This window comes from Ramlibacter sp., from assembly GCF_041916345.1.
Taxonomy (GTDB): domain Bacteria; phylum Pseudomonadota; class Gammaproteobacteria; order Burkholderiales; family Burkholderiaceae_C; genus Ramlibacter.
In genome coordinates this window covers 67,846-92,190 of the sequence record NZ_JAYRZR010000007.1, presented here as the reverse complement: position 1 = coordinate 92,190, position 24,345 = coordinate 67,846, and the positions used below count along the sequence as shown (strand labels likewise).

Here is a 24,345-nt window from a genome sequence, read left to right as displayed (position 1 = left end):
GCTGGATTTTTTCATGGGGGGGGGGCACGCGTGCCGCAGCGCTGGGGTTGCACCCCAGCCTACGAGAACGCGCCGGCTGCCCCCTGCTCCTGTGACTCACCCCGCCCCGACGCGCCGGATCGGCTCCGTGCCATCCCACCCCTGGGCGGCCCGCCGGATCTGCTCGAAGTACTCGCCCTTGCCGCCCGTGGACTCCGAGATCTCGATCATGGCGCTGGGCAGCGCCGCGTTCACGAAGTAGGCAAAGCGCCCGCGCTGGGCACCCATCCGGCCGGCATGGCCCTCCACGTAGCCGCGCTCGATGAGCGCCGCGCACCAGGCGTCGAAGTGATCGTGGGTCCAGTAGGCGAGGTGCTGCGCCCCCTCCCCGTTGCGCGCCAGCGTGTCCAGGTACAGCGTGGGGGCCGTGTCCCTCTGCTGGATCAGCTCGATCTGCAGGTCGCCGGTGTTCGCCAGCGCGATGGAAAGCTGCGGCAATGCGGACGGCTGCCCGTAGTACCGGAACTCGGTGGACACCACTTCGGCCTTGTAGAACCAGGGGCCGACGCCGAGGCGCACCCACTCGTGCATGGCCTGCTCGATGTCCCTCACCACATAGCCCACCTGGCGGGCCGGGCCGAAGAGAATGCTCATGGAGGCTTCCTGGTTGTTCAGCGCATGTACGCGCCACCGTTGACGTCCAGCGTCGCCCCGGTCATGTAGGACGACAGGTCCGACGCCAGAAAGAGGCAGGCCCCCGCGATCTCCCGCGGGCTGCCTGCACGCGGGATCGGCCAGGCACTTGCGCTCGCGTGCTTCTCCTCGTCGGTGCGTCCGCTGCGCGAGAAGTCGGTCAGCACCAGCCCGGGCGTGATGGCGTTCGCGCGGATGCCTTCCGGGCCGAACTCGCGCGCCAGTGCGCGGGTGAAACCCAGCACGCCGGCCTTGGCCGCGCAGTAGTGGGCGCCGCCGAAGATGCCGCCGCCCTGCTGGGCCGACATCGACGAGATCATCACGACGCTGGCGCGTCCTTGCGCGCGCATGACGGGCAGTGCCGCCTGGGTGAGCTGGATCGTGCCGCGCAGCACCACATCCGTCACCAGGTCGTAGTCCTCTGCGGTGATGTCGGCCGTGCCGCGCTTCTGCGTCACGCCCGCGTTGTTGATCAGCACGTCGATGCGCCCGCTGGCGCTGCTCCAGGCCCGCACGCGCGCCACCGCGTCCTGACAGTCCTGCATCCGTGTCACGTCGCAGCGCAGGCCGATGGCATCGCCCGTGCCGGCGGCGACAGCCGCCGCGGCCTGCAGCACCTCCTGCTCGTCCTGGTCCAGCAGGGCCACGCGCGCGCCGTGCGCCAGCAGCAGCCGTGCCGTCGCGCGCCCGATGCCGCGCGCCCGGCCCGCGCCGGAGATGACGACGGTGCGCCCTTCCAGCAAGCGGCCGGTGAGCACCGCGTCATCGGGCGGGTGCGCAACGTGCATCTCACTCATTGGAGATCTTGGCCGCCTTGGCGATCTGCTTCCAGCTCTCGATGTCGGCCGCGGTCATCTCGCGCAGTTCGTCGCCGCCGACAAAGGCCGCGGTGATGCCCAGGTCCAGCAGGCGCGCCTGCACATCCGGCATGGCCACCACCTGCCGCAGCGCCGCCGACAGCTTGTCCGCAATGGGCTTGGGTGTGCCGGCCGGGGCGTAGACCGCCCAGCGGAGGGCGCCCATGCGCTTGCCCTCGAAATCGATGCCGTCCTCGTCGTAGCTGCGCACGTTGGGCAGGCTGGGCGATCGCGAGGTGCAGGCCGAGAGGGCCTTCACCTTGCCGGCCTTCACCATGGGCGAGCCCGACGCCATGTCGACATAGGCCAGCTTGATGTGCCCGCCCAGCATGTCCGTCTGGATCTGGGCCACGGACTTGTAGGGCACGTGCTGCATGTCGGCCTGCGTCCGCAGCTTGACGAGTTCGCCGCAGAAGTGACCCGTGGAACCGTTGCCCCAGCTCGCGTACTGCACGGTGCCGGGCGACTTCTTTGACAGGGCCACCAGCTCCTTCAGGTCGTTGGCGGGGAAATCGTTGGTGGCGATCAGCAGGATGGCGGCGGTGCCGACCTGGCCGAGATGCGTGAAATCCTTGACCGAGTTGTACGGCAGCTTCGTGTTGCTCGCGGGCAGCAGCACATGCGTGGTGGCGCCGCCGATGCCGATGGTGTAGCCGTCCGGCGGCGCCTTGGCCAGCATGTCGGTGGCGATTGCGCCACCGGCGCCTGGCTTGTTGTCCACCACCAGATTGCCCTTCAGCACGCCGCCCATCTTGTCCGCGAGCAGGCGTACCAGCGTGTCGCCGCCGCTGCCCGGCGCGGAGATGGAGATGAAGCGGATGGGCCGCGAGGGATAGTCCGCGGCGCCTTGCGCGTAGGCCTGGGCCGACGCGCAGAGGCCCAGCAGGGCGGCGATCATCAGTTGGCGCATGGTGGTGGTCTCCTGGGTAGTCGGGTGAAGGCGGGTGTGGCCCCCGCGTCAATCGGCACGGTGGGGTGCCGGCTTTCTGCGCGCGGGTGCCGGCCGAGCCACCGCGCCGCAAGACTCGCGCATCACCAGCTGGGTGGTGAGCAGGATGCGCCCGTGCGTGGGCGGCTCGGCGCGGCCCACGCGGCTGAGCAGCAGCTCCGCCGCGGCGGTGCCCACGGCGGGCAGATCCCACGTCAACGAGGTGATCGTGGGGCTGAACAGCTGCGACAGGTCGGTGTCGCCGATGCTGATCACGCTCACGTCATCGGGAACCGTCCGGCCCGCATGCCGCAGCGCCAGCAGCACGCCGGACAGAATGCGCGTGCCCAGGCACAGGAAGGCCGTGGGCGGCTCGGGTGCGCCGAGCAGGGACAGCGCCTCGCTAAAGGCGAATTCCATGGCGGACTTCTCGGCCCGGATCCACTTCGGGTCCAGCGGCACGCCCCGTTCGGCAAAGGCATCCTTGAAGCCCGCGATGCGCTCGCGGCCGGGGCGCACCACGCTGCCGGGCGTCATCAGCGCGATGCGCGTGTGCCCCAGGTTCAGCAGGTAGCGCGTGGCCTGCATCGCACCGTTGTAGTGGTCCACGTGCACGCCGGCATGGTCGGCGCTGAAGTCGCGGTCCAGCGCCACCAGCGGCAGCCCCGCCGCCAGGCCGGCCAGGTACTCGGGCGATTCGGCTTCACAAGGCCCGAGGATCAGGCCATCCACGCGGCGGCGGCGGAACAGGTCGATCAGGGCGCGCTCGCGCTGCCGGTCGTTGTGCGTGCTGGCAAGCAGCAGGGCCGTGCCACTGGCGAGCAGCCGGGTCTCCACGGCCGTGATGATGCGGGCGTACAGCGGGTTGCCGATGTCGGAGACCAGCATCCCCACGACACCCGTCGATCCGGTGCGCATACTTTGCGCCACGGCATCGGGCGCATAGCCCAGCTCGCGCGCTGCCTGGGTCACCGCGGCGACCGCCGCGGCGCTGACGCGGCCACTGCGGTTCATGGCCCGCGAGGCCGTGCCCACGGAGACGCCCGCGGCCTTGGCGACCTCGCGGATGGTGACCTTGGTCTTCATGATGGCGCGTGTTGACCGATGCGATGGATCGGGTGGCGGATCAGCCTGCGTTCACAGCAGCCCCAGCTGCTGCAGCTTCAGGTCGGGCGATGTGTAGGGGCGCTCGCAGATGATCTTGTCGGAGCCCGGAGCGAACTGGAACGTGGCTGCCATGCGCACCTTGAAGGCGCGCCCGGTGGGCGGGTAGGTCTTGTCGCGCACGCGGTAGTCACCCAGGTGCGTGCCGGTCAGGTAGAACTCCACCAGCACGGTATCGGTGACGTCGTCGGCGGCCAGCGAGAGGATCTCGTTCTTCTGGTCCGGAAAGGCCAGACGCGAGGCATGGAAGTAGCCGCGAACGGCCTCCTCGCCATCGAACACCTGGCCATTGCCATACATCTCGTAGCGGGGGTGGGCAAAGGTGCTGATCACGCCGTCCCAGTCCTGGGTGCATTCCAGCGCCATGTGGTCGCGCACGGTCTGCAGTCGCGCGGCTCGAAGGGTGGCATCCGTCATCGGGGCATCGAGAGTTGAGGAAACGTTTCCACATTCTGCCGGCCAACGGAAGCATCGTGCTTGCGGGATTTCACCTACTTCATTGCGTGGGTCACTCCTTAAGCTCTGTGGAAACGTTCTCCCGAATCAGACGCATGAGCATGAAACTGGCGGGCCGCATCGCCCTGGTCACGGGCGCGGGCACCCTGCGCAAACCCTTCACCCCGTCGGATCAGCTGGGCAATGGCGCCGCCTGCGCGCTCACCTTCGCGCGCGAGGGCGCCACGGTGGTTTGCACGGATCGAGATCTGATGGCCGCGCAGGAGACCGCGGGACGGATCCAGCAGGAAGGCGGGCAGGCCATCGCGCTGGCACTGGACATCACGGACACCGCACAGGTACAGGCCGTCGTCGCAGAGGTGCTGGCGCAGCACCAGCGCATCGACGTCCTGCACAACAACGTGGGCATCGAGATCCAGGGCGACCTGCTCGAAGTGGACGACGACGACTGGGACCGCGTCATGGCGATCAACCTGAAGGGTGCCATGGCCGTGACGCGCGCTGTCATGCCCGCCATGCGGGCGCACCGCAGCGGATCGATCATCCACGTGTCGTCCACGGCCAGCCTGAAGTGGAGTCCGATGCAGTTCCTGTCCTACAGCACCTCCAAGGCGGGCCTGAACCACATGACGCGCGTGATCGCCCGCCAGTACGCCGCCGACCAAGTGCGCTGCAACTGCATCATCCCCGGCATGATCCGCACGCCGCATGCGGACGCGTTGTACGCCAGCGCCGAGGAGGCCGCCGAGGGCCACCGCTTCCGCGACTCGCGCTGCCCGATGGGGCGGCAGGGATCGCCGTGGGACATCGCCCGCGCAGCGCTGTTCCTGGCTTCGGACGACTCGGCCTACATCACCGGCGTGCAACTGGTGGTGGACGGCGGGGCGAGTCTCTGAGGGCGCCCCCTACCGCGCCAACACGCTCGTGCGCCCGATCTTCCTCTGCAGCTGCATCACCCCGTACAGCAAGGCCTCCGGCGTGGGCGGGCAGCCGGGCACATAGACATCCACCGGGATGATGCGGTCACAGCCGCGCACGACCGAGTAGGCGTAGTGGTAGTAGCCGCCGCCGTTGGCGCACGAACCCATGGAGATCACGCGGCGCGGCTCGGCCATCTGGTCGTAGACCTTGCGGATGGCGGGCGCCATCTTGTTGGTGAGCGTGCCCGAGACGATCATCAGGTCGGCCTGCCGCGGGCTCGCGCGCGGGATCATGCCGAAGCGGTCGAAGTCATAGCGGGCCGCGGCCGTGTGCATCATCTCGATGGCGCAGCAGGCGAGACCGAAGGTGAGGTACCAGAGGCTGCCGGCGTGCGCGGCGCGGATGGCCTCGTCGACGGTGGTCAGCAGATAGCCGGCCTCGCCGGTGCGGGCGATGCTCGTTGTTTCCATGCAGGGCTCCTGCGCAGCCGGTGCTGCGCCTTGTAGCCCGCCAGCTTAGGAAGGGGACCCGCCTTCAGTCTTGAACATTTCGGACACGCGCGGGCCGCAGGGACCATTGCTCGCGCCCTTGCGCAGCAGCCTGCCGCAGGCGCGCGGGCGCCACGCCTGCCACCGTGCGCGTCTCACGGGTCAGATGGGCCTGGTCCGCGTAGCCATGCCCCAGCGCCACTTCAGCCAGTGCGTCGGCAGTCACCACGCCGCGCGCCGCCTGCTCCCAACGGGTCAGGCGACGCCAGGCGGCCGGGCCCAGGCCCATGGCCGCCAGGTAGCGGCGCTGGATCTGCCGCGTGCTGCAGCCCAGCGTGCGCGACGCGGCCGCCACGCCGTCCGCCAGCAGGGTCTGCTGGGCCAGCGCCGGCTGCGCGACCACAGCGGCCTGCCGCGCCAGCAGCGACCACACCTCGACCTCGGCCGCCGCATCGACGCACGCGGCCTCGCAGGCCGCTCGCAGCGCCGCCAGGCCCGGCACGGCCCCCTCATCCAACGGGACGATGCGATCCACTGCATGGGTGGGCCGCAGCCCCGCCAAGGCCGGCAGCAGCCAGGGCTGCACGACGAGGCTGACGGAAAGCAGCGGGCCGATCGCGCGGGTCTGCAGAGGCCGGGTGAGCGGCCCGCAGACAAAGAAACGGGGCAAGGCGCGCCCCTCGGCCTCGACCGTGCCGTTCACGATGAGGTTGAAGCACGCATGCGCGTTCGCATGCACGGTCGCCTCCACCGCGGCACCGGCCGGCACGCGGCGCACGATGAGGCAGCGCGCGTGCGCCAGCAAGGATGGCGGCGCCGGACGCACGTCGATTTGCTCGGTCATCCTGACCCCACCTGCCGCTGGCGCCCGCGCGTTCACCCCCGCCCGGCCCGAACCCGCGCCAGCCCCTTGACCGCCCACACGTTGCCCGGCCGCTCGGCCTGCGATTGGCGGAACGTTGCCTCGGCGGCATCCCACCGACGCGTTTGCACCTGCAGGTCGCCCAGGGCCAGCAGGGCGCTGTCGGCCAGCCAGGGCGGCTCCAGCTTGTCGAGCGAAGCGGCGGCGGCCACCGCCTCACGCTGGCTGGCCAGGGCGCCTTCGGCATCGCCCGCTGCCAGGTTCACTTCGGCCTGCAGGCGCGCCAGCGCGTAGTCGACCAACGCCAGGCGGCGCTTGGGCACCGACTCGGGCTTGTCCCCGCGCACCCGCGCCACGGTGGCGCGCAACGCATCGAGTGTGGTGCGCGCCTCGGCCGTGCGGCCCGTGCGCGCCAAGGCTACGCCCCTTGCGTGCTCCCAGAAGGCCTGGGCGATGCCGACACCGGCCGCCGGAGCCGGGTGCGCCAGCGCGGCCGGCCAGTCCTCGAAGCGCACGTGCGTCAGCAGCGGCAGGCTGCGCACGTATTCGGCGAAGCCGTCGTTGCGGTCACCGAGCGAGGCCACCAGCTGCCCGGCCGCATCCAGCGCGGCCTGATGCTGGCCGTTCATGGTGGCCGCGTACCAGAGGAAGTGCGCGTTGTGCCCGCGCCAGTCCTTCAGGGACTCGAAGCCCTGTGCCTTGAGCTCACCCACCAGCCGGTCCTCGGCCGCCAGCGCCTGCCGGTTCACGCGCACCGCGTCGTCAAGGCGGCCGGTCCACACGTAGATGTGCGCGGGCATGTGCAAGAGATGCGGCGATGCCGGCGCCAGCCGGCCCAGCCGGTCGGCGGCGGGCAGCGCGCGGGCCGCCACCGAGGGCGCGTCGACGCTGTGCGTCATGTAGTGGTTCAGGCCGGTGTGACCGGGGTGGCGCTGCAGCAGGCGCTCCAGCCGGTCCGCCACCTCGCCCATGCGGCCCACGGGGGCACCGGCCGCCGTCCAGGCGGTGTCGCCCGGCGTGGCGATCATCTCGGCCTCGGCGTAGAGGGTCAGCAGGTCGGGATCGTCGGGGTGGCGATCCACCAGGCGCCGCATGCGCTCGGCATAGGCCACATCCAGCGGATGCGGCTCGCCGCTCGATGGTGCCTTGCCGCAGCGCTCACCCAGCAGGGGCGCGGTCTCGCGCGCCTGGCTGGCATGGGCGTAGCGCAGCGCCAGGGCTTCCACCAGTTCACGCTCGCGCGGCGTGGCCGCGCCCAGCCGGCGCACCGCGTAGTCGACATGGCGCAGCGCCTCGTCCATCGAGCCGCGACCCGGGTCGTTGATGGTGGGACCGAGCTGCCAGGCCACGCCCCAGGCACACAGCACGCAATCCGGGTCACGGGCCAAGGCCGCCTTAAAGAGGCGCACGGCCTCTGCCTCATTGAAGGCGTAGGCCTGCAGCACGGCCGATTCGAACAGCCTCGCGGCCGCTTCACTGCGCGTGCGGGCCTGCAAGGCGGGCGCGCCGAAGCCCTGCAGCTGCGGGCCCTTCGCCGCGCGATCCGGCGCCCAGCCACCCGTCGTGGCGCAAGAGCCCATCAGCAGCAGCGAGGTCGCCGCCAGCGGTACGGCAAGACGGAAGGGAACGCAGGCTCGCATCGCGCACTCCTCGGGATGGGTCGCAGCGAGTATGCGGCCTGCGCGGGCGCGGCGGCAAGCGCGGCCAGGCGGGCTGGCGCCCTACTCCGGCTTGTACCCGATCGACGAGAGCGTCTGCCCCACGGCCTGGAACTCGGTCCGCAGGGTCTGCTGCATCTGTTCCACCGTGGGCGGCGTCGGGTCCACCTCCAGGCCGAACGAGGTGAACTTGTCGCGCACTTGCGGCGTGGCCAGCACCTTCAGCACCTCGGCGCGCATGCGGGCCTGGGCGGCGGCGGGCGTGCCCGGCGTGCTCCACAACGCGATCCACGGGTACTGCGTGAGCTGCGGGTAGCCCAGCTCCGTCATCGTGGGCACCTCGGGCAGCGCCGAGATGCGGCGCGCGGAAGTGACGGCCAGCGCCTTCAGCTTGCCGGCCTTGATGTGCGGGATGGAGGTGGCGGAGCCGTCGAACATGAAGTCCACCTGGCCGCCGATCAGATCCTGCAGCGCCGGCGACGAACCCTTGTAGCCCACATGCTGCATGTCCAGGCCCGCGGCCTTGTTCAGTTGCAGCCCCATCACGTGCGAGAGCGTGCCCGCGCTGTACGAGGCGTAGCTCACCTTGCCCGGCCGCGCCTTCACGTAGGCCGCCATCTCCTTAAGCGAGCCCACGCCGGTCTGCGTGTTCGCCACCAGCACCAGCGGGCCGCTCACCAGCTCCACCAGCGGCACCAGGTCCTTGAACGGATCATGGCGCGGCTTCACGGAGTGCGGGATCTCCGACACCAGGCTGTTCACCGCCACCAGGTAGGTGTGGCCGTCACGCGGCGCAGCGAGCAGCGCCTCCACCGCCAGCGCGCCGGCGGCGCCTGGCTTGGGGTCCACCACCACGGGCTGGCCCACGTTGCGCGAGAGGCCGTCACCGATGGTGCGGGCGAGCACATCGGCGCTGGCGCCCGGCGTGCCCAGCACGATCAGGCGGATGGGCTTGTCCGGCCAGCGTTCGGCGCCCTGGGCCAGCGTGGTCGCGGGCAGCGCAAGGGCGAGCGCGGTGACGAGGCCGGCCAGGGCCAGGGATCTGCGAGTGGCAGCGATGCGGTTCATGGTCTTTGTCTCCTGGGTGTCTGCGGATGCGGAACGGCTCGGCCGCGCGGGCATGGCATGCACGCCTGCATCGTGCCGGCCGTTCCTTCGAATGTCACGTGGCGGCCGCTGCCGTGCGGCGGGCCCGGGTGCCCGCCGAGCGGGCCGGCCGCGCCTGCAGCCGGCGGCTCGCCAGCTCCTCGGCGAGGATCGGCGCGCCCAGGCTCATGCTGTGGATGCCCAGCACGCTGGCGCACTGCAGCACGGCGGTGATCTCCTCGGGCGTGGCCCCCAGCGCCAGCGCCTTGCGGATGTGGCGGCGCACGCCCGGCGCGTAGAGGTGGGTGCACGAGGCATCGATGGCGATGGCGATGAACTCCACCGTCTTCGCATCCAGCACGCCGGCCAGGATGGGCTTGGTGCCCATGTGCATGAAGCGCTCCGTCCACTCCGGGTCCAGCTCGTAGAACGGCTCCCAGGCCGGGTTCCATTCGCCCAGCTCGCGCAGGCGGTCACAGGTGGGGGTGGTGGATGCGGCGCGGGCGCGGGGGGGCTTGGCGGTGCGGGGCAAAGGCGTTCTCCTTGAAGGCGGGTGAGGATCGGGGTCCCGGAATCGGCAGGATTCTTCGCCACGGTCAACGGATCTGGCTTAGCATGTCGGGACATTCATTGGCCATTTCGGGACGACTCGGGAAACCCCCATGAGCGGACGTGTACGTGCGGCGGCCCTTGCCAACTACGTGGAGGTGGCGCGAGCCGTGGGACTGGACCCGTGGGCCATGCTGGGCGAGGCCGGCCTGCCGGCGCGCTGCGTGAGCGAGCCGGAGCTGAAGATCCCCATCAGCGCCGCCTGCGAGCTGCTGGAGCGCTCCGCCGCCGTCTCGGGCGTGGAGGCCTTCGGCCTGCTGATGGCCGAGGGCCGGCGCATCACCAACCTGGGCGTGCTGGGCATGCTCGCGCGCGAGGAGCCAACGCTGCGCCACGCGCTGCAGGCCATCTCACGCTACGGCCGCATGCACAACGAGGCCCTGGTGCAGCGCCTGGTGGAGTCGGACGGCATCGCGATCCTGCATGAGGAGTTGCTGGTCGGCGGCGGCGCGCCGGTGCGCCAGGCCACCGAGCTGCTGCTGGCCATCGGCGTGCGGGTGATGCAGGCCTTCCTGGGGGCCGACTGGCGGGCCCGCCGCATCTGCCTGCTGCACTCGGCCCCGGCGGACCTGAGCGTGCATCGCCGCGTGCTCGGCCAGGTGCCGGAGTTCGCGCAGGAGTTCAATGGCATCGTCTGCACCAGCCAGGATCTGGACACGCCCATCGCCACCGCCGACCCGGTGATCGCCGGCTACCTGCGCGCGCAGATCCAGGCCCAGGCCGACGCCGCGCTGTCGATGGCCGACGAGGTGCGGCAGGTGGCCGTGGTGCTGCTGCCCGCGGGCCGCTGCACGGTGGAACAGGTGGCGCGACTCATGGGCGTGGACCGCCGCACGCTGCACCGGCGCCTGCAGCGCGAGCACACGACCTTCTCGGCCATCGTGCAGGAGCTGCAGGAAGAGCTGGCACGGCGCCTGGTGCCCGACTGGCGACGCAGCCTGCGAGAGGTGGCCACGTCGCTCGGCTTCGCGGATGCCAGCTCCTTCTCGCGCTGGCACCGCGCCACCTTCGGGTGCACGGCGGAGTCGCTGCGGGTGTGAGGCGGGGCCCTCACCCGTTGCGGATCATCTCCCCGCTGATGATCAGCTTGCGCACCTCCGTCGTGCCGGCGCCGATCTCCAGCAGCTTGATCGCGCGGTACAGGCGGTTCACCTCGGAGTCCCAGATGTAGCCGGCGCCGCCGTGGATCTGCACCGCTTCGTCCAGCACGCGGTTCATGTTGTCGGCGGCCAGCATCACCGAGGCAGCGGTGATCTTGTGGATGTCGCCGCGGCCGGCCTCGCCCTTCTCGGCGATGGCGCTGGCCGCGCGCAGCGCCTGGTAGGTGAACAGGCGCATGGACTCGACCCACACGTACATGCGGGCCAGCTTGTCCTGGATCATCTGGAAGCTGGCGATGGGCTGGCGGAACTGCTCGCGCGTGCGGGCGTAGTCCAGGCTGATCTGCAGGGCGCGCTCTGCAATGCCCAGGCACAGCGGCGCGACCATGGCGCGCTCCAGGTCCAGGCCGCTCATCACCACCTTCACGCCCGTGTTCTCGTCACCGACGCGGTTGGCCACCGGCACGCGGCAGTTGTCGAACACCAGCTCCCCGGTGGGGCTGCCGCGGAAGCCCATCTTGCTGAGCTTCTGCGCGACGCGGAAACCCGGGAAGTCCTTCTCGACGATGAAGGCGCTGATGCCCTGCGAGCCGCGCTGCGGATCGGTTTTGGCGTAGACCAGCAGCACGTCGGCCACCGGGCCGTTGGTGATGTAGATCTTGGTGCCGTTCAGCAGGTAGTGATCCCCCTCGCGCGTGGCCGTGGTGCGCATGGACCCCAGTGCGTCGGAGCCCGCGCCCGGCTCGGTGAGGCCCAACGCGCCGGTCTTCGTGCCGTTAGCCAGGCCGGGCACGTAGCGGCGCAGCTGGTCCTCATTCGCGTTGCGCAGGATGTTGTGCAGGCACAGGTTCTCATGCGCCACCCAGCTGATCGCGATAGCGTGGTTCCAGCGGCCGAAGGCCTGCAGCACCAGGCCGCTGGTGAACAGGTCGGCGCCCACGCCGCCGAGTGATTCGGGCGCGGTGATGCCGAAGTAGCCGTTGGCGCCGATCTTCGGGAAGGCCTCCTTCGGCCACCACTCCTCCTTGTCCATGCGCGGCGCCAGCGGGTACAGCTCGGCCCGCGCGAAGCGGTCGGCCTGATCGAGCACCTCGATCTCTTCGTGGCTCAGGCCGCTGAACACCTGGGCGGCGGAGCGGTTGTCGGTGGAAAGGGTCATCGGGGAGGGTCCTGCTTGGGGGATGCGCAGGCGGCGCGGCCTGGCGGGGGTGCGAGGGTGATTACAGCGCCGCGGCGCCGACACCGGATCGGTACAAACGCGAAGCCGCTCGGGCCGTCCATTTGGTTGCGACCGCAACCAAATGGCGATAGACTGCGCGTCTGCCATGCACAGCCCGTCTACCGAACCCCGCCCTTCCATCTACTACCGCTACCAGGTGCATGCGCCCTGGCTGCCCACGCCAGACCAGCCCCCGCAGGCGCACCCGGTGGTGATCGTCGGCGCCGGCCCGGCCGGCATGGTGACGGCGCTGGAGCTGGCGCGCCTGGGCGTGGCGAGCGTGGTGCTGTGCGCGGAGCTGCAGGTCTCGCTCGGCAGCCGCGCCATCGCCTTCACGCGCCGCTCGCTGGAGATCCTGCAGCAGGTGGGCGTGGCCGAGCGCATCACCGCGCAGGGCCTGCCCTGGCGCTTCGGCAACAGCTTCTACCGGGGCGAGCGCGTGTTCCGCATGGAGGCGCCGCACGACCCCGATGACCGCTTCTGGCCGATGACCAACATCCAGCAGCAGTTCCTGGAGGAATACCTGGCCGAGGCGTGCGAGGCGAATGCACTGGTCGATCTGCGTTGGGGCAACCGCTGCGCAGGCGTTCAGCCCGCGGCCGACGGCGCGCGCGTGCAGGTGGACACGCCGGCCGGGCCGTACGAGATCGACGCGCAATGGGTGATCGCGGCCGACGGCGGCCGGTCCGAGATCCGCTCGGCCCTGGGCCTGCAGATGGAGGGCGATGCCTACGAGGGCTTCTTCCTCATCGCCGACATCCGCATCGACCTGCCGCTGCCCACCGAACGCCGCGCGTACTTCGACCCCGACTGGAACCCGGGCAACACGGTGCTGATGCACCGCGAGCCGCTGGGCATCTGGCGGGTGGACTACCAGTTGCCGCGCGGTGAGACACCCGAGCAGGCGCTGGCGCCGGAGTCACTCAAGGCCCGCATCGATGCGCAGCTCGCGATGATCGGCCACGCCGGTGTGCCGTGGGAGCTGGACTGGTCCTCGGTCTACTCCGCGCGCGCGCTCACCCTGCCGGACTACGTGCACGGCCGCGTGCTCTTCGTCGGCGATGCCGCGCACCTGCTGCCCATCTTCGGTGTGCGGGGCGCCAACACCGCCTTCCAGGACGCGCAGTCGCTGGCCTGGCACCTGGCTTTCGTGGTGCGCGGCCTGGCTGCCCCCAGCCTGCTGGCCAACTACAGCCGTGAGCGCGTGGGCGCCGCGCGCGAGATCATCGACGAGGCGGGCAAGAGCACGCGCTTCATGACCCCACCCACGCGCGGCTTTCAGCTGCTGCGTGACGCCGTGCTGTCGCTCTCGCTCACGCAGGCCTTCGTGCGGCCGCTCTATCACTGGCGCACCTCACGCCCGCACGAGTACACGCAGTCGGCGCTCAACAGCACCGGCGACGACAACGCCCTCTTCACCGCCGGTCCGGCAGCCGGTGCGCCCCCGCGCAATGTGCGCCTAGGACCGGATGATCATCTGCTGGATCATCTGGGTGGCGAGCTGGAGTTGCTGTGGTTCACCGATGGACAGCCCGTGCCCGATGCGGTGCAGGCTGTCGTGCGCGCGCACCGGGCGCGCGGCGTGCCCATCCGCTGCACCGCCATCGCCGCCGCGGCCGGCGCGGTGGCGGGCGCGGACCGCACGCTGGTCGATGCCGCCGGCCACGTGCGCGCCCGCTGGGGCGTACCCGCCAGCGGCGCCGCGTACCTGCTGCGCCCCGACCAGCACGTCTGCGCCCGCTGGGTCACGCTGGACGCGCACCGGTTGGACCAGGCCCTCCAGCAGATCCTGCAGGCCTGAAAGGAGCGGCCATGACCCATCCCCTTCCCCATGCCCCCGTCAGCCTGCCAATCGGCGAGCTGGAAGCCGTCTACGACGAACTGGCCCGCGCCACTGACGAAGCCGGGCCCGCGCGATCCGAGCTGTTCCTCGTCAAGCTCGCGCTGCTGCAGGCCCAGGCGCAAGGCAGCGCCGAGGCTTTTCGCGCGCATCTGCAGGCGGCGCTGCGGGACTTGTGAGCGGCGGTACACCGCCTGGATTCCCGCCTGCGCGGGAATGACGGGTGTCGCCTGGTCGGACAATTGGCGCATGCACCCCCTGCCCTCGCTCCCCCCAGGCCTGGTCGCCGTGGTCGGCGATGAACGCACTGGCAAGACCACGCTGCTGCGACGCCTGGCCAGTGAAGGCGCCGCCGCGCCCGATGGCATCTGGCTCGACCTTTCCCTGCCCGGTGACGACCAGCGCCTGCCCGCCGACGTGTGGGCGGCCGTGCAGTCGCTTTACACGGGGTGGAACGCCACCCTGCACCAGGACCTGGTGGACGCGCTCGGCCTCACCCCGCACGCGCACAAGCCGCTTTACATGCACTCCACCGGCAGCCGCCGCAAGGTGGCGCTGGCCGGCCTGCTGGCCGCAGGCGCGCGCGTGACCTGCCTCGACCAGCCCTTCGGCGCGCTCGACGCCGCATCGGCCCGCGTGCTGCGTGAATTCCTCGCCGACATGGCCGATCACGCCACGCGCACCTGGGTGGTGGCGGACTACACGGCAGACGCGCGGCTGCCCTGGCGGCAGGTGATCGAGCTGGGCTGAAACCGCAGCAACGAGCGGGGCCTCAGTCGCTCTCGCCCTCGCCAGCGCCTGTGTCCCCCGCCTCCGCGTGCCGCACGAGCTTGTCCAGCAGACGGTCCAGTTGCCGCCGCTCGGCTTCACTCAGGCACGACACGATGGCTTCGTTGCGTTCACCGATCACGCGCATGACCCGCTGCCAGGCGGCGCGGCCACTGGCCGTGAGCGTGAGCACCACCCCGCGGCCGTCGGTGGCGCTGGCCGCCTTGACCACCAGCCCCTGGTCCACCAGTGCCTGCGCGGCGCGGCTGGCCTGGGCCTTGTTCAGGTTGGCGTGCTGCGCCAGATCGTTCACCGACAGCGGCGTGAAGGCACCGATGGCCGCGAGGCAGCGCCCCTCGCTCAGCGACAGACCGGCCTGTGCCACGTAGGCCTGCTGGCTCACGCGGTCGGTCAGCTTGTGCAGGCGGTGCAGTCGGTGGGTGAAGCTCTCGCCCAGGGGCACGGCGGGTGGAGCGGATCGCGAGGCGGCCATGCTTGCGGGATCTATTGACGCGGCACGCCAGCGCGCGTGATGACGTCGCCCCAGCGGCGGGTCTCGCTGGCCAGCAGCTCGCGCAGGCGCTCGGGCGGGCCGCCGATCGGCCGCACATGCAGATCCGCCAGTTGCCGGCGCAGTTCGGACGTGGCGAGTGCCTTGTTCAGTTCGCTGTTGAGCGTCCCGATCACGGTGGCGGGCGTGGCCGCTGGCGCGGCCAACGCGTTCCAGGACGTCACGTCGAAACCGCGCGCGCCCGATTCAGCTACCGTCATCACATCCGGCAATGCGGCCGCCCGCTGTGCCCCCAGCACCGCCAGCGGCCGCACCGCGCGAGCCGTGATCTGCGGCAGCATCGGCCCGAGGATCTCCACCGCCGCATCCACCTGCCCGCCGCGCAGCGCCGTCAGCACCGCTGGCGTGCCGTTGAAGGGCACGACCTGGAAGTCCAGCCCCAGTTCCGTCTTCAGCAGTTCCGCGGCCAGATGCTGCGTGCTGCCGATCTGGATGGTGGCCAGGTTCAGCCGCCCGGGTTGCGCGCGCGCATGGGCCACCAGGTCGCGCAGGGTGGCAAAGCGGCTGTCGCCCGGCGCGAGCACGGCCAGGTCGAAGCTGCCGATCACGCCCACCGGCGCGAAATCCCTGCGGGCGTCGAAGGGCAGCGAGCGGAACAGGCCGGCGCTGACCGCGGTGCCGTTGCTCATGAGCAGCAGGGTGTGGCCGTCCGGCTCGGCCCGCGCCACCGCCTCGCCCGCGGCCACGCCGCCGGCGCCCGGGCGGTTCTCCACCACCACGGGCTGCCGCAGGCCCTCGGCCAGGCGCTGGGCCACGGCGCGGGCGGTGAGGTCCGCCACGCCGCCTGCGCCGAAGGGCACGACGATGCGGACCGGCCGCGTGGGATAGGCCTGGGCCCGCACGAGCGGCGCGGCCAGGGTGGCAGCCAGGCCGCCAGCCAGAAGGCGGGCCAGGGCCTGGCGGCGGGTGCGAAGGGCGCGAAGAAGCGGTCTGTCGGGCGGCATGGCCCTGCATTCTGGCGCACCGGCCGGGCCGCGTCCGCCGGTCCGGGCGCTGCTGGCCGCCCGACCCGGACCTCACAAACCTTGATCTGCATCAAGGTTGCGGCCCCGGCGGGCCGGCACCATTCATACATAAACCGACGCGTCGGTCTTTTTAAGACGAACCAAGGAGAACCCGTGGAGACCCTGGCCCCCGCCGCTTCCGCCGCGCCACGCCCCGTGGCGCCCCCGCCCGCCCGCATCGACTGGTCGGCCCTCATCCACCCGGAGCACGTGCACGGCTCGCTGTACACCGACCCGGCGATCTTCCAGGAGGAGGTGCGACGCATCTGGCAACGCACCTGGGTCTACGTGGGCCACGAGAGCGAGGTGCCGAACGTCAACGACTTCGTGATGAAGTCCATCGGCCCTGATCCGGTGATCATGACCCGCGGCAAGGACGGCCGCATCCACCTGCTGCACAACCGCTGCCCGCACCGTGGCAACCAGGTGTGCGAGAAGCACCGCGGCAACGCCCGCACCTTCACCTGCAACTACCACGGCTGGACCTTCGACAACGACGGCAGCCTGCGCGGCTACCCCTTCCCCTCGGGCTACGAGGGTGACATGCGCAAGTCGCTCGGCCTGGGCCGGGTGGCGCGCGTGGCCAGCTACCGCGGATTCGTGTTCGGCTGCATGGCCGAGGACGGCATCAGCCTGGAGGAGCACCTGGGCGGCGCGAAGGAGGCGCTGGACATCCTGTGCCGCAACTCGCCCGAGGGCGAGGTGGAGATCACCGCCGGCTTCCTGCAGCACAAGGTGATGGCGAACTGGAAGTTCGTGATGGAGAACGAGACCGACGGCTACCACCCAGCCTTCGTGCATGCCTCCATCTTCGACGTGGCCGACAGCCAGATCGGCACGCTGTACGCCGACACCTCCACCGCCGTCACGCGCTACTTCGGCAACGGCCACAGCGAGGTGGACCTGCGGCCGGAGTTCCGCAAGCGCGGCGAGCCGCTCTCGTGGTTCGGCACCACGCCGCAGAAGCTGCCCGACTACGTGTCGAAGATGAACGCCGCCTACGGCGAGCAGAAGGCGCGCGAGATCCTCATCGAGGGCACGCCGCACATCATGATCTTCCCCAACCTGTTCATCGCGGAGATCCAGATGTTCACCATCCAGCCGCTGAACGTGAACGAGACGGTGCAGCACGTGACCGCGCTGCAGTTCAAGGGCGCGCCGGACTTCAACCGCCGCCTGCGCCAGCAGACCATGGGCTCGGTGGGGCCGGCCGGCTTCCTGCTGGCCGACGACGCGGAGATGTACGAGCGCTCGCACCGCGGCGTGCAGGAGAAGAACCCGGAGTGGGTGTACCTCGGCCGCGGCAGCCACCGCGAACGCCGCGACGAGCAGGGCTTCCGCATCGGCCATGCCACCGATGACCTGTGCTCGCGCGGCATGTGGCAGCACTACCGCTCGCTGATGGAGGCCAAGTGATGGGCGCCGCCGACACCTTGATGACCGCCGACCTGGCCGCGCTGGTGCGGCATCACCAGATCACGCAGTTCCTCTACCTGGAGGCGCGGCTGCAGGACGAGAACCGCTACGACGAGTGGGAGGCGCTGTGGACCGAGGACGCCCTTTACTGGGTGCCCGCCAACGGCGAGGACATCGACCCCGAGTCGCAGATGTCCGTGATCTACGACAACCGCTCGCGCATCGCGCTGCGCATCCGCCAGTACCACACCGGCAAGCGCTACAGCCAGCTGCCCACCTCGCGCCTGCGCCGGGTGATCGGCAACGTGGAGGTGCTGGGCGAGGAGCCGGGCGGCACGCGCGTGACGGCCAACATGCTGTTGTACGAGTCGCATCGCCGAGGGCAGATCCTCTGGGCCGCGCGCAACGAGTACGTGCTGCGCCAGACGCCGGACGGCTGGCGCATGGCCTTCAAGAAGGTGGCACTGGTCAACAACGATGCGGCCCTGACGACGCTGGCGTTCCTGATCTGAGGCTCCGCGCAGATTAGTCGGAAGCGACGATTTTCCCCGCCGCGCTTCCGGCGATGCTCCAGGCCCACAGAGGCAAGGGCAAGGCGCCCGATGGAGATGGAACGATGCGGATGCAAGGGCGAGTGGCCGTGGTCACGGGGGCGGGGAATGGTCTGGGGCGCGAGCACGCGCTGCTGCTGGCGAAGGAGGGCGCGAAGGTCGTCGTGAACGACCTGGGCGGCACCGTCAACGGTGTCGGCGGCGACAGCGCCGCGGCCGACCAGGTGGTGAATGAAATCCGTGCGGCCGGCGGCCAGGCGGTGGCCAACTACGACTCGGTGGCCACGCCCGAAGGCGCGCAGAACCTCATCGACACCGCCGTCAAGCACTTCGGCCGGATCGACGCGCTGATCAACAACGCCGGCATCCTGCGCGACAAGAGCTTCGCGAAGATGGCGCTGGAGGACTTCGAAGCCGTGCTGCGCGTGCACCTGCTCGGCTCCACCTACTGCACCAAGGCCGCGTGGCCGCTGATGATGGAGCAGAAGTATGGCCGCGTGGTCATGACCACCTCGGTGGCCGGCACCAGCGGCAACTTCGGCCAGGCCAACTACGGCGCGGCCAAGATGGGCCTGCTGGGCCTGATGAACGTGCTGGCCGTCGAGGGCGCCAAGGCCAACATCAAGGTCAATGCCGTGAGCCCCGGCGCCACCACCCGCATGACCCAGGGCCTGGGCGCGGTCTCCAGTGAGATCGACCAGCTGATGCAGCCGGCCCACGTGGCGCCGGCCGTCGCCTACATGGCCAGCGAGGCCTGCGAGTTCACCGCCCACATCATCACCGCCGCCGCGGGCGGCTTCGGCCGCGTGCAGTTCTTCGAGACGGCGGGCGTGCAGTTCGACCCGCGCCAGCCCATCACGGTGGACATGTTCGCCCAGGCCGTGGCCCAGCTCACCGACCTGTCCACCGCCACGCCCACGGCCCCCGGCGTGCTGGGCCAGATGCCTGCGCGGCTGGCCACGGTGGGCATCACGCTCTGAAGGCCGCGCCATGATCGACGCCTACCTGACGCCGGCTGACCACGCCTTCCGCCAGGAGGTGAAGGCCTTCCTGCGCGACCACCTGCCGCCGCGCCTGGCGCGCCAGCAGCGCAGCCATTCGCACCTGCCGAAGGAAGACGTGGTGGCGTGGCACCAGATCCTGCACCGTCACGGCTGGGGCGCACCGTCCTGGCCCAAGGCATACGGCGGCACGGGCTGGACGCCGGTGCAGCGCTTCATCTTCGAGGACGAATGCGCGCTGGCCGATGCGCCGCTGCTGTCGATGTTCGGCATCAACATGGTGGGCCCGGTGATCTACACCTTCGGCACCGAGGCGCAGAAGCAACGCTTCCTGCCCCCCATCGTGGCCATGACCGAGCACTGGTGCCAGGGCTACTCCGAACCCGGCGCGGGCTCGGACCTGGCCGGCCTGCGGACGCGGGCCGAAGCCGACGGCGACCACTACGTCGTCAACGGCAGCAAGATCTGGACGAGCGACGCGCACAAGGCCGACTGGATGTTCTGCCTGGTGCGCACCGACCCGCAGGCCAAGCAGCAGAAGGGCATTTCCTTCCTGCTGATCGACATGAAGACGCCCGGCATCACCGTGCGCCCCATCATCTCCATCGACGGCGGCCACACGCTGAACGAGGTGTTCTTCGACGGCGTGCGCGTGCCGCGCGCCACCCTGGTGGGCGAGGAGAACAAGGGCTGGACCTACGCCAAGTTCCTGCTCGGCCACGAACGCTCGGCCACGCCGGAAGTCAGCCGCACCAAGCGGCGCATGGTGCTGCTGCGCGAACTGGCCGCCACCCAGCAGGTCAATGGCCGGCCGCTGGCGGAAGACCCGCACTTCGCGCTGCGCCTGGCCGGCGCCCAGGTGGAACTCGACGCACTGGAGCTGACCAATCTGCGGCTGCTGCTGGACGACGCCTACACGGGTGACGGCATGGCCGCGGCCAGCATGATGAAGCTGCGCGGCTCCGAAGTGATGCAGCTGGTGTGTGAACTCACGCTCGACGCCATGGGCCCCGGCGTGATGCCCTACGAGAGCGCGGGCGACGGCTCGTTCCAGACGCCGGGCGCGCCCGACGCAGCCCTGGGCCGGGTGGAAGACTACTTCCTGCGCCGCGCGGCGACCATCTACGCGGGCTCCAGCGAGACCCAGCGCAACATCCTGGCCAAGCTGGCCTTCGGCAGCTGACTTCACGCAGGAGCACCCCTTGAGACTCGCATTCAACGACGACCAGCAGACCCTGCGCGACAGCGTGCAAGCCTGGCTGGGCAACGAATATCCGCATGCCGTGTGGCGCGAAGCGGCGCTGGGCCAAGGCGCCGGATCCCCCGTGTTCTGGTCCCAGTTCGCGGCCCTGGGCTGGCTGGCCGCGGCCCTGCCCGCCGAGCATGGCGGCCTCGGTGGCGGCACGTCCGACGCCGCGGCGCTGGCGGACTGCTTCGGCGGCGCGCTGGTGCTGGAACCGTTCGTCTCCACCGTGGTGGTGGGCGCTGGCCTGATCCAGGCCGCCGGCAGCGCCGCCCAGCAGGCGGAATGGCTGCCGCAGGTCGGTGAAGGCCGGCTGCGCATCGCCTTCGCGCAGGCCGAGGCGCAGTCGCGCTTCGAACTGCACGACGTGCAGACCCGTGCCGAGCGCAGTGCCAGCGGCTGGAAGCTGACCGGCCAGAAGACCAGCGTGTGGGACGCCCCCGACGCCGACTGGCTGATCGTGCTGGCGCGCACCGCGGGTGGGCGCTTCGATGCCGACGGCCTGGGCCTGTTCGTGGTGCCCCGCGCCGCTGCCGGCGTGACGCTGCAGCGCTTTCCGATGATCGACAAGCGCCCGGGCGCGCACGTGCGCTTCGACGCCGCACCGGCGCTGGCCGTGCTGGGGGACGCCGGCGGCGCCCTGCCCCACGTGCAGCGCGTGGTGGCGAAGGCGCTGGCCGTGCTGGCCAACGAAGCCTGCGGCGCCATGGCGGCCGCCATCACGCAGACCACGGCCTACCTGCAGCAGCGCAAGCAGTTCGGCCAGCCGCTGGCTGCGTTCCAGGTGCTGCGCCATCGCGTGGTCGACATGCAGGTGCAGCTGGAATGCAGCCGCTCCCTGGCCCTGCATGCCGCGCTGACGGCGGACGGCGATGCCGCGACCGCCGACCGCGCCGCCACCGCCGCCAAGGTGCAGATCGGCCGCGCCGGCCGCTGGATCGGCCACCAGGCCATCCAGTTGCACGGCGGCATGGGCATGACGGACGAACTGGCCATCGGCCATGTGATGAAGCGCCTGCTGATGCTCGACGCCTTCCTCGGCAACGCCGACCACCACCAGCAACGCCTGGCCCGCCTGACCGCAGCCGTGTCGACGCCGGCCTGACCCCCACGACCCACCCCCCTGACCCATGCTCGTTCTCGACCACCCCTCCCGCCTGAATGGCCTGGTGGGCACCACCATCGGCCCCGGTGAATGGCTCACCGTCGACCAGGCCATGATCGATGCCTTCGCTGATGTGACCGGCGACCGCCAGTGGATCCATGTGGACACCGAGCGCGCCGCGCGCGAGATGCCGGGCGGCAAGACCATTGCCCACGGCTTCCTGATGCTGTCGCTGCTCGGCCGGCTGATGCCGCCGCTGTACGAGGTGCAGGGCGCCTCGCGCGTCCTCAACTACGGCTCGGACCGCCTGCGCTTCCTGAATGGGGTGCCCGCCGGCTCGCGGGTGCGCGCCAGCATCACCTTCAAGAGCGTGGAGCCGGTGGCGGGCGGGCGCAAGTGCGTCACCGAAACCAGCATCACGGTGGAAGGCCAGGCCAAGCCGGCGCTGGTGGCCGAGTCCATCTTCCTGTACTACGACTGACCCGCGATGAGCATCAACGGCAAGGCCTGCATCGCCGGCATCTACGAGCACCCCACCCGGCTGGCCACCGACAAGAGCCTGGTGCAGCTGCACGCGGAAGTAGCCAGGGGCGCACTGGACGACGCGGGGCTGTCCAAGGACGACGTCGACGCCTTCTACTGTGACGGTGGCGTGCCCGGCTTCGGCGCGCTCACGCTCGCCAACTACCTGGGCCTGAAGCTGCGCCACACCGACACCACCGAGTCGGGTGGCTCCGCACCCATCCTGCACGTGGGCCATGCGGCGCATGCCATCGCGGCCGGCAAGTGCCGCGTGGCGCTGATCACCTCCTGCGGACGACCGCGCGCCGCCGGCGTGGGCCCCGGCATGCCGGTGGACCCCGAGACGCCCGACGACGAGTTCGACGTGCCCTACGGTTGCCATCTCGCGCATGGCTACGGCATGGTGGCGCGCCGGCACATGCATGACCACGGCACCACCTCCGAGCAGCTGGCCTGGATCAAGGTGGCCGCTTCGCACCACGCGCAGCACAACCCGCATGCCATGCTGCGCAAGGTGGTCACCGTGGAAGACGTGGTGAACTCGCCGCTGGTGGCGGACCCGCTGCATCGGCTCGACTGCTGCGTCATCAGCGACGGCGGCGGCGCCATCGTGGTGGTGCACCCCGACATCGCGAAGCAGCTGAAGCGCCCGATGATCGTGGTGCGCGGCGCGGGCGAGGCGGTGAAGACGCTGAACGGTGGCTTCTTCGATCTCGCCAGCTCGGCCGGCGCCGTCTCGGGCGCCATCGCCTTCGCCGAGGCCGGACGCAAGCCGGCCGACATCCAGTACGTTTCGCTGTACGACAGCTTCACCATCACCGTGCTGATGCAGCTGGAAGACCTGGGCTTCTGCGAACGCGGCGCGGGTGGCCGCTTCGTCACCGACGGCGGCCTGATCTCCGGCGTCGGCCGGCTGCCGTTCAACACCGACGGCGGCGGCCTGTGCAGCAACCACCCCGGCAACCGCGGCGGCGTCACCAAGGTGATGGAAGCGGTGCGCCAGGCGCGCGGCGAGGCCCACCCGGCGGTGCAGGTCCCCAACTGCGGTCTCGTGCTGGCGCATGGCACCGGCGGCTCGCTGGGCCAGCTTCACGAATCGGCCACGCTCATCCTGGAAAGGGTCTGACATGCCTACCTTCGAGACCCAGGCCTACTGGGACGCCGTGGACCGCCAGGAACTGCTGGTAAAGACGTGCAAGGCCTGCGGCCAGGCGCACTACACGCCGCGCAGCCACTGCCCGCACTGCTTCAGCAGCGACACCCACTGGCAGCCCGCCAGCGGCCGCGCCGTGGTGTACAGCTACGCCATCGCCAACCGGGCCGACCCGCCCTATGTGGTGGCCTACGTGCAGCTGGCCGAGGGGCCGATGATGCTCGCCAACATCGTGGCCTGCGCGCCTGCGGACGTGCACATCGGCCAGGCGGTGCAGGTCATCTTCCAGCCCGACGCCGAAGGTCGCACCCGGCCGTACTTCCAACCCACCCCGAAGGACGCCGCCTGATGGCCGACCTGATCGAACATGTCGAGGGCGGCGTCGCCACCCTCACCCTGAACCGCCCGGACAGCCTGAACGCGCTGTCGGACCCGATGATCGAGGCCCTGCTGGCAGCGCTGGACCGGCTGGGCCGCGACCCGGCCGTCGGCGCCATCGTGCTGGCCGCGGCCGGCCGCGCCTTCTGCGCCGGCGGCGACGTGAAGGGCATGGCCAACCCCGATCCGCGCACACCGCAGCAGAAGCTCGACTGGGTGCGCTGGGGCCACCGCGTGCCCCTGGCCCTGGCCACCTGCCCCAAGGTTACCATCGCCAGCATCCAGGGCCCGGCCATGGGCGCGGGCCTGGGCATGGCGCTGTGCTGTGACTTCCGCCTCGTGGCGCGCTCGGCCAAGTTCGGCGCCGCCTTCGTGAAGATCGGGCTCGTCACCGACTTCGGCGTGTCGTGGCAGCTGCCCCGCATCGTGGGCGAGCCCAGGGCCCGCGAGCTGCTGCTGACAGGCGACATCTTCGACGCCGCCCAGGCCGAGGCCCTGGGCCTTGCCACGCGCCTGGTCGACGACGACGCACTGGCCGCCGAGACGCAGGCCTGGGCGCAGCGCTTCGCGGCCGGCCCGCTGCTGGCCCACGCCGGCATCAAGCGCAACCTGCTGGCCGCCCAGACCCGGGGTTTCGCGGAACTGCTTGAGTACGAAGCCGTGCAGCAGATCCACGCCACCGCGACCCACGACCACCAGGAGGCCGTGCAGGCCTTCCTGGCCCGGCGCCCCGCCGTGTTCGCGGGCCGCTGAGCCCGCCACCAGAAGACCCC

At 70.6% G+C, this 24,345-nt stretch carries 27 protein-coding genes; 14 read left to right on the top strand and 13 right to left on the bottom strand.

Annotated features, from left to right (window positions below; translation table 11 throughout):
* Positions 1-96 precede the first annotated feature (96 nt).
* The 5 genes from ACE3T5_RS03925 to ACE3T5_RS03905 are packed head-to-tail and all read right to left on the bottom strand — an operon-like array spanning position 97 to position 4,038.
* Entirely contained in the window at positions 97-633 is a 537-nt protein-coding gene (locus tag ACE3T5_RS03925) for a VOC family protein (RefSeq protein WP_374664663.1), read from the bottom strand.
* A gap of 17 nt (positions 634-650) precedes the next feature.
* Positions 651-1,460, bottom strand: coding sequence for an SDR family NAD(P)-dependent oxidoreductase (locus tag ACE3T5_RS03920; RefSeq protein ID WP_374664661.1), 810 nt, complete (start codon positions 1,458-1,460; stop codon positions 651-653).
* A gap of 1 nt (position 1,461) precedes the next feature.
* The gene (locus ACE3T5_RS03915; protein WP_374664659.1) at positions 1,462-2,439 is read right to left on the bottom strand and encodes a Bug family tripartite tricarboxylate transporter substrate binding protein; all 978 of its coding nucleotides are present in this window, start codon (positions 2,437-2,439) and stop codon (positions 1,462-1,464) included.
* 48 nt (positions 2,440-2,487) lie between these two features.
* Positions 2,488-3,543, bottom strand: coding sequence for a LacI family DNA-binding transcriptional regulator (locus ACE3T5_RS03910; protein WP_374664657.1), 1,056 nt, complete (start codon positions 3,541-3,543; stop codon positions 2,488-2,490).
* Between the two features lie 51 nt (positions 3,544-3,594).
* The gene (locus tag ACE3T5_RS03905) at positions 3,595-4,038 is read right to left on the bottom strand and encodes an ester cyclase (RefSeq protein ID WP_374664655.1); all 444 of its coding nucleotides are present in this window, start codon (positions 4,036-4,038) and stop codon (positions 3,595-3,597) included.
* Between the two features lie 134 nt (positions 4,039-4,172).
* Here ACE3T5_RS03905 and ACE3T5_RS03900 point away from each other — a divergent pair, with 134 nt between their 5' ends.
* A complete protein-coding gene (locus ACE3T5_RS03900) occupies positions 4,173-4,973 on the top strand; it encodes an SDR family NAD(P)-dependent oxidoreductase (RefSeq protein WP_374664653.1) in 801 nt (266 codons plus the stop codon).
* Between the two features lie 9 nt (positions 4,974-4,982).
* On the opposite strand, the gene ACE3T5_RS03895 is transcribed toward ACE3T5_RS03900, so the two are convergent.
* From ACE3T5_RS03895 to ACE3T5_RS03875, 5 genes are all read right to left on the bottom strand, one after another.
* Positions 4,983-5,468: an NADH-quinone oxidoreductase subunit B family protein gene (locus ACE3T5_RS03895; protein ID WP_374664651.1), complete on the bottom strand. Its 486-nt coding sequence runs from the start codon at positions 5,466-5,468 to the stop codon at positions 4,983-4,985.
* Between the two features lie 64 nt (positions 5,469-5,532).
* Complete coding sequence (locus ACE3T5_RS03890; RefSeq protein WP_374664649.1) at positions 5,533-6,330, bottom strand: helix-turn-helix domain-containing protein; 798 nt, start codon at positions 6,328-6,330, stop codon at positions 5,533-5,535.
* Between the two features lie 32 nt (positions 6,331-6,362).
* Entirely contained in the window at positions 6,363-7,988 is a 1,626-nt protein-coding gene (locus ACE3T5_RS03885; protein ID WP_374664647.1) for a hypothetical protein, read from the bottom strand.
* An 81-nt stretch (positions 7,989-8,069) separates the two neighbouring features.
* Complete coding sequence (locus ACE3T5_RS03880; RefSeq protein ID WP_374664645.1) at positions 8,070-9,074, bottom strand: Bug family tripartite tricarboxylate transporter substrate binding protein; 1,005 nt, start codon at positions 9,072-9,074, stop codon at positions 8,070-8,072.
* A gap of 94 nt (positions 9,075-9,168) precedes the next feature.
* A complete protein-coding gene (locus ACE3T5_RS03875; RefSeq protein WP_374664643.1) occupies positions 9,169-9,624 on the bottom strand; it encodes a carboxymuconolactone decarboxylase family protein in 456 nt (151 codons plus the stop codon).
* A 130-nt stretch (positions 9,625-9,754) separates the two neighbouring features.
* Between ACE3T5_RS03875 and ACE3T5_RS03870 the strand changes: the two genes are divergently transcribed.
* Complete coding sequence (locus ACE3T5_RS03870; RefSeq protein WP_374664641.1) at positions 9,755-10,741, top strand: AraC family transcriptional regulator; 987 nt, start codon at positions 9,755-9,757, stop codon at positions 10,739-10,741.
* Positions 10,742-10,751: 10 nt separating this feature from the next.
* Here ACE3T5_RS03870 and ACE3T5_RS03865 read toward each other — a convergent pair whose 3' ends face one another.
* A complete protein-coding gene (locus ACE3T5_RS03865; RefSeq protein WP_374664639.1) occupies positions 10,752-11,960 on the bottom strand; it encodes an acyl-CoA dehydrogenase family protein in 1,209 nt (402 codons plus the stop codon).
* 166 nt (positions 11,961-12,126) lie between these two features.
* On the opposite strand from ACE3T5_RS03865, the gene ACE3T5_RS03860 reads away from it, so the two are divergent.
* From ACE3T5_RS03860 to ACE3T5_RS03850, 3 genes are all read left to right on the top strand, one after another.
* On the top strand, positions 12,127-13,821 hold the full coding sequence (locus ACE3T5_RS03860; protein WP_374664637.1) for an FAD-dependent monooxygenase: 1,695 nt from the start codon (positions 12,127-12,129) through the stop codon (positions 13,819-13,821).
* Between the two features lie 11 nt (positions 13,822-13,832).
* The gene (locus tag ACE3T5_RS03855; RefSeq protein ID WP_374664635.1) at positions 13,833-14,039 is read left to right on the top strand and encodes a DUF2783 domain-containing protein; all 207 of its coding nucleotides are present in this window, start codon (positions 13,833-13,835) and stop codon (positions 14,037-14,039) included.
* Positions 14,040-14,109: 70 nt separating this feature from the next.
* Entirely contained in the window at positions 14,110-14,610 is a 501-nt protein-coding gene (locus ACE3T5_RS03850) for a hypothetical protein (RefSeq protein WP_374664631.1), read from the top strand.
* A gap of 22 nt (positions 14,611-14,632) precedes the next feature.
* Here the strand turns inward: ACE3T5_RS03850 and ACE3T5_RS03845 are convergent, their stop codons facing one another.
* Together ACE3T5_RS03845 and ACE3T5_RS03840 are read right to left on the bottom strand one after the other, a co-directional pair.
* Complete coding sequence (locus tag ACE3T5_RS03845; RefSeq protein ID WP_374664629.1) at positions 14,633-15,121, bottom strand: MarR family winged helix-turn-helix transcriptional regulator; 489 nt, start codon at positions 15,119-15,121, stop codon at positions 14,633-14,635.
* Positions 15,122-15,132: 11 nt separating this feature from the next.
* Complete coding sequence (locus tag ACE3T5_RS03840; RefSeq protein ID WP_374664627.1) at positions 15,133-16,143, bottom strand: tripartite tricarboxylate transporter substrate-binding protein; 1,011 nt, start codon at positions 16,141-16,143, stop codon at positions 15,133-15,135.
* Between the two features lie 174 nt (positions 16,144-16,317).
* On the opposite strand from ACE3T5_RS03840, the gene ACE3T5_RS03835 reads away from it, so the two are divergent.
* From ACE3T5_RS03835 to ACE3T5_RS03795, 9 genes are all read left to right on the top strand, one after another.
* Positions 16,318-17,619 (top strand): aromatic ring-hydroxylating dioxygenase subunit alpha, encoded by a 1,302-nt coding sequence (locus ACE3T5_RS03835; RefSeq protein ID WP_374664625.1) that lies wholly within the window; start codon positions 16,318-16,320, stop codon positions 17,617-17,619.
* Positions 17,619-18,131, top strand: a complete 513-nt coding sequence (locus tag ACE3T5_RS03830) for an aromatic-ring-hydroxylating dioxygenase subunit beta (RefSeq protein WP_374664623.1) — start codon at positions 17,619-17,621, stop codon at positions 18,129-18,131. The genes ACE3T5_RS03835 and ACE3T5_RS03830 overlap by 1 nt, the downstream gene beginning before the upstream one ends.
* A gap of 104 nt (positions 18,132-18,235) precedes the next feature.
* Entirely contained in the window at positions 18,236-19,150 is a 915-nt protein-coding gene (locus tag ACE3T5_RS03825; RefSeq protein WP_374664621.1) for an SDR family NAD(P)-dependent oxidoreductase, read from the top strand.
* 13 nt (positions 19,151-19,163) lie between these two features.
* Complete coding sequence (locus tag ACE3T5_RS03820; RefSeq protein WP_374664667.1) at positions 19,164-20,354, top strand: acyl-CoA dehydrogenase family protein; 1,191 nt, start codon at positions 19,164-19,166, stop codon at positions 20,352-20,354.
* Positions 20,355-20,373: 19 nt separating this feature from the next.
* On the top strand, positions 20,374-21,519 hold the full coding sequence (locus ACE3T5_RS03815) for an acyl-CoA dehydrogenase family protein (protein ID WP_374664619.1): 1,146 nt from the start codon (positions 20,374-20,376) through the stop codon (positions 21,517-21,519).
* 25 nt (positions 21,520-21,544) lie between these two features.
* Positions 21,545-22,000, top strand: coding sequence for a MaoC family dehydratase (locus ACE3T5_RS03810; RefSeq protein WP_374664617.1), 456 nt, complete (start codon positions 21,545-21,547; stop codon positions 21,998-22,000).
* Between the two features lie 6 nt (positions 22,001-22,006).
* A complete protein-coding gene (locus ACE3T5_RS03805) occupies positions 22,007-23,167 on the top strand; it encodes a thiolase domain-containing protein (protein WP_374664615.1) in 1,161 nt (386 codons plus the stop codon).
* 1 nt (position 23,168) lies between these two features.
* The gene (locus tag ACE3T5_RS03800) at positions 23,169-23,543 is read left to right on the top strand and encodes a Zn-ribbon domain-containing OB-fold protein (protein ID WP_374664613.1); all 375 of its coding nucleotides are present in this window, start codon (positions 23,169-23,171) and stop codon (positions 23,541-23,543) included.
* The gene (locus tag ACE3T5_RS03795) at positions 23,543-24,325 is read left to right on the top strand and encodes an enoyl-CoA hydratase/isomerase family protein (RefSeq protein ID WP_374664611.1); all 783 of its coding nucleotides are present in this window, start codon (positions 23,543-23,545) and stop codon (positions 24,323-24,325) included. Before ACE3T5_RS03800 ends, ACE3T5_RS03795 begins: the two co-directional genes overlap by 1 nt.
* The last annotated feature ends 20 nt before the right edge of the window (positions 24,326-24,345 follow it).

Excerpts from the sequence above, each read along its gene's own strand:
- ACE3T5_RS03920 (WP_374664661.1), bottom strand. The coding sequence starts at position 1,460 with ATGCACGTTGCGCACCCGCCCGATGACGCGGTGCTCACCGGCCGCTTG.
- ACE3T5_RS03865 (WP_374664639.1), bottom strand. The coding sequence starts at position 11,960 with ATGACCCTTTCCACCGACAACCGCTCCGCCGCCCAGGTGTTCAGCGGC.
- ACE3T5_RS03855 (WP_374664635.1), top strand. The coding sequence starts at position 13,833 with ATGACCCATCCCCTTCCCCATGCCCCCGTCAGCCTGCCAATCGGCGAG.
- ACE3T5_RS03860 (WP_374664637.1), top strand. The coding sequence starts at position 12,127 with ATGCACAGCCCGTCTACCGAACCCCGCCCTTCCATCTACTACCGCTAC.
- ACE3T5_RS03915 (WP_374664659.1), bottom strand. The coding sequence starts at position 2,439 with ATGCGCCAACTGATGATCGCCGCCCTGCTGGGCCTCTGCGCGTCGGCC.
- ACE3T5_RS03885 (WP_374664647.1), bottom strand. The coding sequence starts at position 7,988 with ATGCGAGCCTGCGTTCCCTTCCGTCTTGCCGTACCGCTGGCGGCGACC.
- ACE3T5_RS03840 (WP_374664627.1), bottom strand. The coding sequence starts at position 16,143 with ATGCCGCCCGACAGACCGCTTCTTCGCGCCCTTCGCACCCGCCGCCAG.
- ACE3T5_RS03880 (WP_374664645.1), bottom strand. The coding sequence starts at position 9,074 with ATGAACCGCATCGCTGCCACTCGCAGATCCCTGGCCCTGGCCGGCCTC.
- ACE3T5_RS03830 (WP_374664623.1), top strand. The coding sequence starts at position 17,619 with ATGGGCGCCGCCGACACCTTGATGACCGCCGACCTGGCCGCGCTGGTG.
- ACE3T5_RS03925 (WP_374664663.1), bottom strand. The coding sequence starts at position 633 with ATGAGCATTCTCTTCGGCCCGGCCCGCCAGGTGGGCTATGTGGTGAGG.
- ACE3T5_RS03825 (WP_374664621.1), top strand. The coding sequence starts at position 18,236 with ATGCGGATGCAAGGGCGAGTGGCCGTGGTCACGGGGGCGGGGAATGGT.
- ACE3T5_RS03850 (WP_374664631.1), top strand. The coding sequence starts at position 14,110 with ATGCACCCCCTGCCCTCGCTCCCCCCAGGCCTGGTCGCCGTGGTCGGC.
- ACE3T5_RS03795 (WP_374664611.1), top strand. The coding sequence starts at position 23,543 with ATGGCCGACCTGATCGAACATGTCGAGGGCGGCGTCGCCACCCTCACC.
- ACE3T5_RS03890 (WP_374664649.1), bottom strand. The coding sequence starts at position 6,330 with ATGACCGAGCAAATCGACGTGCGTCCGGCGCCGCCATCCTTGCTGGCG.
- ACE3T5_RS03895 (WP_374664651.1), bottom strand. The coding sequence starts at position 5,468 with ATGGAAACAACGAGCATCGCCCGCACCGGCGAGGCCGGCTATCTGCTG.
- ACE3T5_RS03810 (WP_374664617.1), top strand. The coding sequence starts at position 21,545 with ATGCTCGTTCTCGACCACCCCTCCCGCCTGAATGGCCTGGTGGGCACC.
- ACE3T5_RS03900 (WP_374664653.1), top strand. The coding sequence starts at position 4,173 with ATGAGCATGAAACTGGCGGGCCGCATCGCCCTGGTCACGGGCGCGGGC.
- ACE3T5_RS03805 (WP_374664615.1), top strand. The coding sequence starts at position 22,007 with ATGAGCATCAACGGCAAGGCCTGCATCGCCGGCATCTACGAGCACCCC.
- ACE3T5_RS03910 (WP_374664657.1), bottom strand. The coding sequence starts at position 3,543 with ATGAAGACCAAGGTCACCATCCGCGAGGTCGCCAAGGCCGCGGGCGTC.
- ACE3T5_RS03800 (WP_374664613.1), top strand. The coding sequence starts at position 23,169 with ATGCCTACCTTCGAGACCCAGGCCTACTGGGACGCCGTGGACCGCCAG.
- ACE3T5_RS03845 (WP_374664629.1), bottom strand. The coding sequence starts at position 15,121 with ATGGCCGCCTCGCGATCCGCTCCACCCGCCGTGCCCCTGGGCGAGAGC.
- ACE3T5_RS03905 (WP_374664655.1), bottom strand. The coding sequence starts at position 4,038 with ATGACGGATGCCACCCTTCGAGCCGCGCGACTGCAGACCGTGCGCGAC.
- ACE3T5_RS03870 (WP_374664641.1), top strand. The coding sequence starts at position 9,755 with ATGAGCGGACGTGTACGTGCGGCGGCCCTTGCCAACTACGTGGAGGTG.